At 72.3% G+C, this 12,745-nt stretch carries 5 protein-coding genes; 2 read left to right on the top strand and 3 right to left on the bottom strand.

The window, feature by feature from the left end:
• Positions 1–2: 2 nt before the first annotated feature.
• The 3 genes from ACXIZN_RS08590 to ACXIZN_RS08580 are packed head-to-tail and all read right to left on the bottom strand — an operon-like array spanning position 3 to position 10,623.
• Complete coding sequence (locus ACXIZN_RS08590) at positions 3–302, bottom strand: phosphopantetheine-binding protein (protein ID WP_126734326.1); 300 nt, start codon at positions 300–302, stop codon at positions 3–5.
• A 17-nt stretch (positions 303–319) separates the two neighbouring features.
• Positions 320–4,342 carry a beta-ketoacyl synthase N-terminal-like domain-containing protein gene (locus tag ACXIZN_RS08585; protein WP_457960486.1) on the bottom strand — a complete coding sequence of 1,341 codons (4,023 nt, stop codon included), beginning with the start codon at positions 4,340–4,342 and terminating at the stop codon, positions 320–322.
• Positions 4,339–10,623, bottom strand: coding sequence for an SDR family oxidoreductase (locus tag ACXIZN_RS08580; RefSeq protein ID WP_457953469.1), 6,285 nt, complete (start codon positions 10,621–10,623; stop codon positions 4,339–4,341). Before ACXIZN_RS08580 ends, ACXIZN_RS08585 begins: the two co-directional genes overlap by 4 nt.
• Before the next feature lie 302 nt (positions 10,624–10,925).
• Here ACXIZN_RS08580 and ACXIZN_RS08575 point away from each other — a divergent pair, with 302 nt between their 5' ends.
• Positions 10,926–11,726, top strand: coding sequence for an SDR family oxidoreductase (locus tag ACXIZN_RS08575; RefSeq protein ID WP_457953467.1), 801 nt, complete (start codon positions 10,926–10,928; stop codon positions 11,724–11,726).
• Positions 11,727–11,728: 2 nt separating this feature from the next.
• Positions 11,729–12,694, top strand: coding sequence for an aldo/keto reductase (locus tag ACXIZN_RS08570; RefSeq protein ID WP_257486024.1), 966 nt, complete (start codon positions 11,729–11,731; stop codon positions 12,692–12,694).
• Positions 12,695–12,745 lie beyond the last annotated feature (51 nt).

The following is a 12,745-nucleotide window of genomic DNA, read 5'->3' as shown; positions in this document are numbered from 1 at the left end:
CCTCAGCCCCGTTCGCCGAGGCGGGCGGCCACGTAGTCGGCGATGTCGCCGACGCGGAGCCCGATCACGTCGTCGAGGTCCTTCTCCGCCAGGAACTCCGCGAGGTTGACGTCCTCGCCGAAGAACTCGGCGAGGATGCTCGCGAAGGTCACCAGGTCGATGCTCTCCAGTCCGAGATCCTCGTGGAAGGTGGTCCGCGGGGTGATCTCGATGCCGAGGACGTCGACGTCCCCGACCAGTTCTCGCAGCAACTCCGCCACGGTGCCGAAGACCGAAGCCGGGCTCTGCTGTTCGACCGTCATGCTCTTACTCCTTGCTCTCACCCGCGGTTCCAGGCCACCACGTGCCCGGGGATTCCGGCGAATTCCGCCCCGATACCGATCTCCTCGGCGAGCCCGGCCGGCTCGCCTTCCGCCCGGATCGCGATCCTGGGCGGCGTCGCGCCCGGTTCACGCACGAGGGCGACCGCGACCTCTCCCGTGGACGCGACGGCGACGTCCAGCGGCGGCACCGCCCGGCCGTGGAGCCCGGTCACCCTGGTCCCGTCGGCGCTCACCCGGAGTTCCGCCGGGTACACGCCGTCCAGGCCGAGTTTCGCGCGCACCGCGTCCTTGATCGCGATCCGTTCCAGCAACCAGCCGCGCTGCCGCCGGGGCGCGCAGGCGGCGAACTCGGCACGTTCCTCCGCGCCGAGATAGATGCCGGCGTAGATGTCCCGCGCGGCCGGGCTCGGCCACCGGTCGGTGACCAGCGTCCAGCCGCCGTGGTGGTCCTCGGAAAGCCGGTTCCGGTCCGGGAAGGCGTACACCCGGTGGGCGGGCCGGTCGCACGGGAACCGGATGTCGCGCCACTGCTCGATCCTGGCCAGCACGGCGCCGTCCAGCACCAGTTCCGCGTCCATCTCCAGCACGTCCGGCCGGGGCAGCCGGACCCGCACGACGCACCGCAGCCGGGTGCCCGGCGGCGGTTCCGGCGCGTACCAGGTGATCCGGCCCATCGACGTCGGGAACGCCAGCAGCGCGTCCGCCTTGGTGGCCATCAGCCAGCAGCCCAGCAGCTGGCCGACGTTGTCCAGCAGCGCGCCGGGCGCCGGCGGCACGACGAGGTCGCCGCGGATATGCCGTTCGCCGAGCCCGATGAGCTTGTCGAGCCCTTGGTACGCGGGGCCGTGGAACATCTCGCGGCGGGTGTAGATCTCGGCGGCGGTCAGCGGCGGGGCGGTTTCCGGCCCCGGTGGCGGGGACGGCCGGGGAGCCGTCGGATACCGCTGCGCCAGATGGACGTCCATACTGGCGTGCGGTCCTATTTGGACACTTATCCGGTCGCCCTCCCGGGTCATCGAAACCGGCACGCGCACGGCGGGGGCGGCGATCAGCCACCGGGAGAACGCCGCGTTGCTCACCCCGGTCGCGACCGTACCCGGCCAGGCGCGCTCCGCTTCCCGGCAGGCCAGGCCGACCAGCGTCGTCGCCGGGACGGTGGGCCGGAAGTCGGCTTCGTCGGGCCAGCCCTCGCGCTGACGGAAGAACCGGTGGTCCACCAGATACGGCATCGTCGCCAGCGATACGTCCACAGTGGACTCGAAGGTGCGCCGCGCGGCCGCGTTGGCGACACTCGCGGCGGCCTCTCTCGTCTCGGCCAGCAGCGCGGTGAACTCCGCGACGATAGCGTCCGGGATCCCATCGGCCAGTTCGGGAACCGCGCCGTCGAACATGCCTTTGACATCGCCCTCGACTGACAGCAGTGTGCCCGCGGTGTCGATGCGGGTGCGGCGCGGCTCCAGCGCCTCGAACGCCGGCCGACCGCCCTCCACCCAGAAGGCGGTGGCGACCCTGCGCAACTGCCCGAGGCCGGGCCTCGTACCGGACGACGCCGGGATGACCAGGTGCGGCTTCGAGCCCAGCGTGTCCGACACGAACGACCCGAGCTGACCGGCACCCGCCTGCACGAAGACGCGCGCGCCGTCGGCGTAGAGCGCGTCGACGAGTTCACGGAACCGGACCTTGCGCACCAGGTGGGCCAGGTACAGCTCGCGGACCTCCACCGGGTCCGCGGGATACGGCCGCGCCGTGGTCGCCGACCAGACCGGGACCCGCGGCGGCTTCAACTCCAGTTCCGCCGCGAGCCGGGTGAACGGGCCGAGCCGGGACCGCATCAGGGGGGTGTGGAAACCGGACCGGAACGGCAGTGTCCTGGCGACGACGCCGTGCTGCGTGCACAGCTTGGCGAGCCGGGCGGCGGCGGCCGGATCCCCGCAGACGATCGTCTGCCGCGGCGCGTTCTCGTGCGAGATCATCAGCTCCGGTTCGGCCGCGAGCAGCGACTCGGCACGTTCCGCGGAGCAGCCGAGTACCAGGAATTCGGCGTCCGGGAGCGTGAATCCCTGCGGCCAGTAACGCTCCAGCATGTCCTCTGTGGACAGTCCTGGGGACATCCCGGCCGCCTGCATCGCGGTCCATTCGCCGACGCTGTGCCCGGCGAGCAGATCCGGTTTGATGGCCAGCCGCCTCAGCGCGGCATCGAGCAGCAATCCGACCTGGGACACGCTCGAAGCGCGCGAAAGCACGCTCGTCGTCGACCACTCCGGCCGGTCCAGGCCGAAGTGTTTGGCGACGTCGGCGCACCGTGGTTCCGCGTCCGCTTCGAGCCCCGGGTAGACGAAAGCGGTCTTCGCCCCGGGCTGCTCCAGCAAGGGCGCGGTCGTGCACCAGATGTCGTTGGGACCGTGCCAGGACCCGCCCTCGGCCGCGACCTTGGCGAGCACCCTCCGCGCGACTTCGAGCCGCTTCTCGTCGGGCCGCACGATCCCGATCCGGCACGGGCCGTGCCCACCGGTTTCCGGCTCCGGCCGGTCGAGCAGAGCGCGCAGTTCCCCGGGCGACGACGCCGCGAGCAGCAGGACCCGCTCGGCTTCCCCGGTCACCTTGGCCCGGCGTGGCCGCGCGGGCGCCGGGTCGGCCTCCTCCAGCACCACATGCGCGTTGACGCCGCCGAAACCGAAGGCGTTGACCGCCGCCCGGCGCGGCACGTCTCCCGAACGCCAGCGCTCGGCGGTGGTCAGGGTACGGAATCGCGTCTTGTCAAGGAGAGGGCTCGGATCGGCGCAGTTCAGGGTCGGCGGCAGGGTCGCGTGGTGCAGGGCGAGCGCCGCCTTGACCAGCCCGGCGGCGCCTGCGGTCGGCATGGTGTGGCCGATCATCGCCTTCACCGCGCCGATCGCGGCGCGGGGTCCGTCCGGCGGGCCGAACACCTCGGCGAGGGTGGCCAGTTCGGCCGCGTCCCCGGCAGGCGTCGCGGTCCCGTGCGCCTCCAGCAGGCCGAGCGCGCCGGGAGCGGTGGGATCGAGGCCCGCCGACGCCCACGCGCGGCGCAAGGCCAGCGTCTGACCGGTGACGGCCGGGCTGAGCAGGCTCGCGCCCTTCCCGTCGCTCGACGTCCCCGAACCGCGCAGCACCGCGTAGACCCGGTCGCCGTCGCGGCGCGCGTCGTAGAACCGCTTCAGGACGACGATCGCGGTACCTTCACCGATCAGCAGCCCGTCCGCGTCCCGCGAGAACGGGCTGATCCGCTGACTCGGCGACAGGGCACCGAGCTGGGTGAACATCGACCAGAGCGTGTCGTCGTGGCAGTGGTGCACGCCGCCGGCCAGCACGACGTCGCAGCGGCGGCGGGCGAGTTCGCCGATCGCCTGGTCCACGGCGAGCAGCGACGACGCGCAGGCCGCGTCCACCGTGTACGCCGGTCCGCCGAAGTCCAGGCGGTTGGCGACCCGCGACGCGGCGAGGTTCGGCACCAGCCCGATCGCGGTGTCCGGCCGGAACTCGCCGAGCGGCTCCAGCAGCGCGTCGCGGAGCCTGTCGAGCATCTCCGGCCGCGCCGACGGCAGGAGCTCCCGGACTGCGCCGGTGATCTGGCGGACCGACCGGACCCGCTGGTCGAACCGCTGGAGCCCGGGCGAGAGATAGCCGCCCCTGCCGAGGATCACGCCGACGCGTTCGAGGTCACCGAGGCGTCGCAGGCCTCCGGCGTCGTCGACCGCCGAGGCGGCCACGGCCAGCGCGACCAGCTGGTCCGGCTCCATCCCGGCGACGGTGCTGGGCGCGATGCCGAGTGCGGTCGCGTCGAAGTCCAGGCTGTCGGCGACGAACCCGCCACGCCTGCCGTAGGTGCGGTCCGGGGTGCGGCCGTCACCGTCGTGGAAGCTCGGGTCCCAGCGGTGCGGCGGGATCTCGGTGATCGCGTCGGTACCGGAGACGATGTTCTGCCAGTATTCGTCCACAGTGGACGATCCGGGAAGGAAAACGCCCATCCCGACGATCGCGACCGGCTCCTGATTGTTCACCACAGCGACGCCGTGTACAGCACCGAGCGGACGTCGGCCGGGCCGTAGGCCAGCTCGCGCAGGAGCGCGGCGGTGCCTTCGTCCGGGTCGATCAGGGCCACCTCGCGGCGTTCGTACTCGCGCGCCAGCTCGGGCGAGACCATGCCCGCGTGGTCGTCCGAGGGTGCCCACGGTCCCCAGTGGACGGTCAGCGCCCGGCAGCCGGTGCGTTCCGCCCACTGCTCGCCGAGGGTTTCGAGCGCGTCGTTCGCCGCCGCGTAGTCGGTCTGACCCCGGTTTCCCAGCACCGCGGCGATGCTGCCGAAGAAGGTCACGAAGCCGGGCCGCACACCGAAATGCTCCAGAGCGTCGAGCAACGCCCGCGCACCGTCCACTTTGGTCCCATAGACCGTGCGGAACGAGTGTTCGTCCTTGTCTGCCATCAGCTTGTCGTCGATCACCCCGGCCGCGTGGACGACGCCGTCGATCCGGCCGTAGCGGGTGTGCAGGTCCTTGACCACCTGCCGGACGGCGGCGGCGTCGCGCACGTCGAGTGACCGGTACGCGGCGACACCGCCCGCCGCGCGGATCTGGTCGAGTGTCCGGGCGATCTCTCGCTGGGCCAGCACGGTGCGCACCCGTCGTTCGATGTCCCCCAGCGAGCCGCCGCGCGCGGCCAAGGCCGAGCGCATCCCCGGCGCGTCATCGGGAAGGTCCTCGTCGCCGGGTTCGGCGGGCCACGGGGTGCGGCCTGCCAGTTCGATCCGGCCGCCGCTGGCCGCCAGCGCGACCGCCGCCCGCGCGGTGATCCCGCGGGCGCCGCCGATCAGCAACAGCACCGAATCCGCGTCGAGGCCGAGCGCCTTGACCTCTCCTCCGCCGGGACCGGCGCCCGCGTACGCGATCGAACCGAGCGAGCCCGCGGCAGGCTCGAACGCCGCGCGCCCCGCCGTGTCGTAGCGGACGGCAACCGGACCGTCGGCGATCACCTCTTCCCGCACGATCCGGGCGAGGTCCACTGTGGACTCCAGCTCGACCAGCCTGGTCGGCTCGCTCCGCTCCCGCGCCGCCGCGCGGACGAGACCACGCAGTCCGGCGGTGTGCCCGGCACCCGGCCTCGCCACCACGACCACCGCGCCCTTGGCGCTCTTGAGCAGGCCGAACACCTGCGTGGCGACCGGTTCCTCGGCGTCCGACAACGGATTCAGCACGACGACGACGTCGGCCTCGTCCCGCTCCCCCGGCACGGCACCCGCGCCGGCGAACACCGCGCGGACCGATTCGGCCAGGTCCTCCTGACCGGGCTCGAAGCTCACGGCGACCGACTTGCCCGCCACCTTGGCGAGGTCGGGTGTGCCGAGCGGGGCGGACACGCGGTCGAGCAGGTACCGGCCGGGGGCGGTTCCGGCGGGTGTCCCGGCGGGGGCCGGCGTCACGGCGGCCGGTTCGAGCCACTTCCGCAGCCGTGCGGCCAGCGCGCTCGCCGTCCGGTCCCGGCTGAGCTGGTCTTGGGCGTCGTCGTGCACACGGCCGGTGAGGCCGAGCTTCGCGAGCAGCGAGCCCGCGATCTCGGTGCGTTTGATCGAGTCGATGGAAAGATCCGCTTCGAGGTCGAGATCGGCGTCGATCATCTCGGCCGGGTAGCCGGTCCGTTCGCTGATCGCGCCGATCACGGTGGCCAGGACGTCCGTGACCGCGGGCTCGGCGACCGGTTCCGGCTCGGGCACGACGACCGGAGCCTCGACCGGCGGCAACGACGCGGGCACGACGGGGATCTGCACCGGGGCCGGGGCGAGCGGCGCGGTGCCGAGGTACCCCAGCATCACGTCCCGTTGCGCCGCCAGCATTTCACGGCTGGTGCGGAGGAATTCGACGACGGCCTGGTCACGTCCGGGCGCGGGCTGGTTCATGGTCGTCCTCGGGATTCGTCGGGCGGGCACGAGCCCATGGGCGGGGACCTCGCCGCCCGGCGCGCGGACGGTCTGGCCGTCCACGGTCCAGGCGGGTTCGGGGAGCGGGCCGACACGGACCCGGCCGCGGAAGAGCCGTTCGGTGCGCACGTCCACGCCGGTGAGCGCCAAGCGCGCGAGGGCGGTGAGGAACCCGCGCAGCCCCGGCCCGCCGGGGTCGCACGGGATCACGGTGTGCGGCCGGTCGCCGAGGATGTCCTTGACCAGCCGGGAAAGCACCTGACCGGGGCCCGCCTCGACGAACGTGCGCGCACCCGCCGCGTACATGTCCTCGACCAGTTCCACGAAGCGCACCGGCGAGCCGATCTGGGCGGCGAGCTCGGCGCGCACCGCGCCTGCCTCGTACGGCCGGGCGGTGCGGTTCGACCACACCGGCGGGCCTGGCTCGCCGATCTCGGCGTTGTCGAGATCGACGGCGAAGACGTCGCTCGCCCCGGCCACCAGCGGACTGTGGAAGGCACACGCGACCGGGATCCGCTTCGCACCGATCCCCTGGCCCCGCAGTTCGCGGACCGCCTCCTCGATGGCGGCCGTCGGTCCGGAAAGGACGGTCTGCCCCGGCGCGTTGTGGTTGGCCAGTACGACGTCCGGGTGATCGAGGGCGGCGGCCAGTTCGTCACGCGAAGCCTTCACCGCTGCCATCGCGCCGGGATCCGCGCCCGCGACTTCGGCGATCGAACGGGCCCTGGCCCGGCTGAGCGCCACCAGGGTCGGCGTGTCGAACGCGCCCGCGACCGACAGCGCGGTCAGTTCACCGTAGCTGTGCCCCGCCAGCAGATCCGGCCGGACGCCGAGGTCGGCGAGCAACCGGCAGACGGCCGACTCGACGAGCCCCAGCGCGGGCTGCGCGACGCGCGTGTCCTTGAGCGCTTCCTCCTGCGCGATGCGGGCGTCTTCGGTGAACGCGCGCGGCGGGAACGCCGCCGCGGCGACGTCGGGGGCGAGCCGCAGGACGTCGGCCAGTTCGGGGAAGTGCACGAACAGGTCCGCCAGCATTCCCGTCCGCTGGCTGCCCTGCCCGGGGAACAGGAACGCGATCGCACCGGCTTCGGTGGCGCCCGCGACGATCCCGCCGTTCCCGGCGGCGTCACGCAGCTCCGCGACGTCACTCGCGACGACCGCGAGCCAGACCGGCTCGGATCCACCCCGTTCGGCGGCGAGGGCCGCGATTTCCCGCAGCGGACGTCCTTCGTTGGCCGCCAGCAGATCTCGCAGGGACGCGCGGGCGGCGTCCACGTCGGTGCCGCGGAGCAGGACCAGCTCGGCGTCCCAGTCACGCGGGCCGTGCCGCCTTCCCGGTGGGACCCCCGGCGCGGCGAGCACGGCGTGGAAATTGGTCCCACCGAACCCGAACGCGCTCACTCCGGCGAACTCGCGTCCGCGCGGAACCGGCGTCGGCCGGGCGCCGGTGGAGAAGGTGAAGGGACTGCGCTCGGCGTCCCAGGCGGGGTTCGGCCTGCTCAGGTGCAGCGTGGGCGGCACGACCTCGTGCCACAGCGCCAGCGCCGCCTTCATCAGGCCCGCCAGCCCCGCGGCGCATTTCGTGTGCCCGATCTGGCTCTTCACCGAGCCCAGCGCGCACGTGCCCGGTTCAGCGCCCGCGGCGAGGAAGAACTCGGTGAGCGTGGTCAGTTCGGTGGCGTCGCCGACGACCGTGCCCGTGCCGTGCGCCTCGACCAGCGAGACGTCCGCCGGGGACACGCCGGCGTCGCTGTACGCGCGGGCGAGGGCTCGCCGCTGCCCCTCGGGACGCGGCGCGGTGAGGCCGAGCGCCTTGCCGTCGCTGGCGGCGCCGACGCCCTTGACCACGGCGTACACGCGGTCGCCGTCGCGTTCGGCGTCGGACCGCCGCTTGAGCACGAGACACGCGACGCCTTCGCCGAGCGCGATCCCGTCCGCCGACGCGTCGAACGGACGGCACCGGCCGGTCGGCGACAGGGCACCCGCCGAGGTGAACATGAGGTAGTCGTTGACGCCGTTGTGCAGATCGACCGCTCCGCACAGGACCATCGAACTCGTCCCCGCCCGCAGCTCCTTCACCGCGAGATCCAGCGCGGCCAGCGAGGAACCACACGCGGCGTCGACGGTGTAGTTGGCGCCGCCGAGGTCGAGCCGGTTCGCGATCCGGCCGGAGATCACGTTGGCGAGGGTGCCGGGGAACGAGTCTTCGGTCAGTTCCGGCAGCTGGGAGAGGAGTTCCTCAGGGACGTCTTCGAGGTAGCCGGGGAGCAGTGCGCGCAGGACTCCGGCGTTCGCCAGGTCTCCCCCGGCTTCGGCACCGAAGATGACGCTGGTGCGCTCGCGGTCGAAGCCGCCTTCGCCGTAACCGGCGTCTTCGAGGGCACGGCGCGCGGTCTGCAGGGAGACCAGCTGGGCGGGGTCGATGCTGCCCATCGACTTCGGCGGGATGCCGTAGGCGAGCGGGTCGAAGTCCACCGGCGGCAGGAAACCGCCCCACTTCGACGTCGACTGGTCGGCGTAGACGTCGGTGTCCCAGCGCTGGTCCGGCACCTCGGTGACGGCGTCCGCGCCGCGCAGGACGTTGGACCAGAAGGCCGGGAGGTCGGGTGCCCCGGGGAACACACAGGCCATCCCGACGATCGCGATGTCACCGTCCACAACGGACTCTTCGGCGGGAGCGCGGGCGGCGAGCAGTTCCGCCGCGCCTTCGGTGACTTCCCGGTGCAGGGCGGCGATGTCGGTGCGGTCATCGCGCAAGACGGTCACCTGACCCGCCATGTACATGCCCTCGGCGAGCTGGCCGAGGGTGTCGACTTCGACGAGCGCGTCGCCATCCCGCCGGATGCCCTTGCTCGCGATCCGCAGCCGCCCGGTGTTCAGCTCCTCCAGCCGCTGCCAGGCCTCCTGCGGCGGGACGCCGTCCGCGCGGAGCCCGGCCTTCAGCGCGGCGAACTCGTCGGTGTACGGGCTGGGCAGGCAGCGGGTCAGGTGCCCGGGCGCGGTCTCCAGGGTGACCGTGGATCCGGCGTCGAGCACACGATCCTGGAAGGTCCCGGTGATGGCGCCGTGGGTCACGGCCTCTTCGGTGAAGAGGTACGCGGTGCCCATCAGGACGCCGATGCCCGTGCGCGGCCCCGCCATCGCCGACACCATCGCGGCGGACCGGGCGTCGTGGATGCCGCCCGCGAACAGGACCTCGACGTCATCGGCGCCGTGTTCGCGCAGGACGTCCAGCTGCTGTTCCCACAGCACGAAGCTCGACCGCGGGCCGATGTGCCCGCCGCATTCGGCGCCCTCGAAGACGAACCGGCGGATCCCGGCGTCGAGGAACTGCCGCAGGAGGATCGGTGACGGCACGTGGAGGAAGGTCGCGATGCCGTCGGCCTCCAGTGACTTGGCCTGCGCCGGTTTCCCGCCCGCGATCAGCACGCAGCGTGGGCGCGCCGCGCGGATCGCGGCGAGCTGTTCGGCGCGCAGGGCCTCCGGGACGAAGCCGAGGATCCCCGCTCCCCAAGGTCGTTCGCCGAGCGCTTCGGCGGTGCGGCCGAGCAGTTCGGCGGTCTTCGCGCCGTTCGCGGTGGCGACCGCGACGAACGGGAAGCCGTCGTTCGCGGCCACGGCGGCGGCGAACCCGGGCTGGTCGCTCACCCGCGTCATCGGGCCTTGCACGACCGGCAGCCGGGTCCCCAGCGTGCGGCACAGCCGCACGCCTTGATCCGCGGGGATCGCAGGCACCGCGAGCGACCGCACGACCGAGCGGACAGCGCTTTCCGCGTCCTCGAAGCGATTCGCGAGCATCGCGCTGAGCCCGTCGTCGGCCCTGGCCAGCTCGACGCGGTCCGCCTCGGGCACGTCGGCCTCGGGGAACAGGCCGAGCCCGTCGAGCACCACGCCCGCCGCGCCGCCGGCGATCGCGGCGACCGCCGTCCTCGGCCCGATGCCCCCGTACGCCCACACCGGGACGCCCTCACCGAACCGCTCCAGCAACCGCTGCAGCAGGACGAACGTGGTGAGATCCGAACCGCCCGCTTCGGCCCCCTTCGCCACCAGACCGGAGGCGCCGGCGTCGAGCATCCGGACGGCCTGCTCGACACCGGTCACCTCGGCCAGCACGGGGAGGCCGGCCCTGCCCCGCCAGACCGCCCCCTCGGCCAGCAGCACGAGCCCCGCGCCGCTTTCCCGCACCTCTTCGTCCCGCACGTGGCGGCCCGCGGGGACGCGGACGCCGAACGGGAACGCTCCGTCCACTATGGACCCGATCGGCACGATCCCGAGACCGCCGCCCCTGGCGACGGCCGCCGCCAGCCCCGGATCGGGACGTCCGAGCGGATTGACGCCGAGTACCCGCGTGCGCGCCGTCGCATGACTCACCGGCGGACCTCCTGTTCGGCTGGGCTGGTCGAACCTCGCCGGGTTCGGCGATCTTTCAGCGGGATTCCCAAGAAATAACCTACTTGCCGCAGAGAGCGCAATAGTCTCGCGCGAAAACTCGGAAAACAAGGGAACGCGTGCTAAAGTCCGGCGCCGGAAACAAATATGTCGACACCCGTGAAACATGGCTCTGACCTGCGCTTTTATCATCCGCGTCGCATATTTCGACAACGCGTCGCTCACCGGCGTAACAAAACAGAAGAATTGTCACCGAAAGCAGAATCGATAACCATGGAGCGCATGTGGAAGTAACAGGACGAGTCGTCGTGCTGACCGGCGCGGCACACGGTATCGGCGCGGCCATGGCCAGGCGGTTCGCCGCCGAGGGCGCCGCCGGGGTGGTCGTCTCCGATCTCGATCTCGACGGCGCGGAGAAGGTGGTCGCCGAGATCACCGCCGCGGGCGGCGCCGCGATCGCGCGCCACGCCGACGCGTCGTCCAAAGAGGACTTGAAGACGCTGGTGACCGACGCCCGCTCGGCGTTCGGCGCGGTGGACCTCTTCTGCTCCAACGCCGGCGCCGCGTTCGGGACCGGCGTGCACGCCGCGGACGAACAGTGGACGCGGTCGTGGGCGATCAACGTCATGCAGCACGTGCACGCCGCGCAGGTCGCGCTCCCCGCGATGCTGAGCCGGGGCCACGGATACCTGCTGATCACGGCGTCGGGCGCGGGTCTGCTGGGCACTCCCGGTGACGCGCCGTATTCGGTGACCAAGCACGCGGCCGTCGGGCTCGCCGAATGGCTGGCCATCACCTACCGTCCGCGCGGGGTGCGGGTCAGCGCGCTGTGCCCGCTCGGCGTGCGGACCGCGCTGCTGGAACCCGGCATCGCGGCCGGGCACCCCGCCGCGCTCGCGATCGCCGCCGCCGCGCCCCTGCTGGAACCGGAGGACGTCGCGGAGTCCGTCGTGCACGGGCTGGCGTCGGAGGAGTTCCTGATCCTGCCGCACGAATCGGTACGGGAGACCTACGCCCGCAAAGCCGCCGGTCTCGACGAATGGATCGACCGCACCATCCTCGAAACCGGCGCGCGGAAGAGGTGACCATGGAGTACCGCAGGCTCGGCGCGAGCGGCTTGTCCGTCAGTGAGATCTCCTACGGCAACTGGCTCACCCACCAGGACGGCGCGGAATGCGTGCAGGCCGCGCTCGACGCGGGCATCACGACCTTCCACACCGCCGCGGCCTGGGACGGCGGCGCCGCCGAAGAGAACCTCGCCGCGGCGCTGAGCCACGCCCGCCGCGACGATCTCGTCCTGTGCACCGGCGTCTTCTGGCCGGAAGGCCCGGGTGTCAACGACGCCGGCCTCAGCCGCAAACACCTGGTCACGTCGCTGCACGGCTCGCTCCGGCGGCTCCGCACCGACTACATCGACGTCTACCAGCTGCTGCGGTTCGACTACCGGACGCCGCTGGAGGAGACGTTCCTCGCGCTGTCGGATCTGGTGCGGCAGGGGAAGATCCTCTACGCGGGCACCGCGGAATGGACGGCGGAACAACTGCTGGAGGCGCGGCCGATCGCCGAGCGGCACGGCGTCCCGCTCATCGCGAACCAGCCGCACTACTCGATGCTGTGGCGGGTCGCCGAAGCACAGGTGATGCCGGTGTGCGAACGCTCGGGGATCGGGCAGTTCGCGTCGGTCCCACTCGCTCAGGGCGTGCTGACCGGCAAGTACCGGCCGGGCGAGATCCCGCCGGGCTCACGGGGCGCCAAGTCGGCCGAGGCGCGGCCGCTGCTCCTGCCCGACCTCCTCGAACGCGTCGGCATGCTGCGCGGCGTCGCCGACGAGGCCGGGCTGACCATGGCCCAGCTGGCGCTCGCGTGGACGTTGCAGCACAACACCGTCGCCTCCGTGGTGACCGGCGCGAGCACCGCCGCCCAGGTGACCGAGAACGCGAAGGCGGCGGGCGTGGTGCTGGACCTCGACGCGCTGACACGGATCGATCACCTGCTGGGCAGTTTCGTGCAGACGGATCCGCGGCTGACCTGGTCACCACCCGCGACCACCTGAAGTCCGTGAAGGCCTCCTTCACTACCTTCAGGGTAGGGAAGGAGGCCTTCA

The sequence above is a fragment of the Amycolatopsis sp. TRM77291 genome (assembly GCF_054166285.1).
The sequence above is the reverse complement of the archived record's forward strand: the minus strand, read 5'-3'. Positions and strand labels throughout refer to the sequence as shown.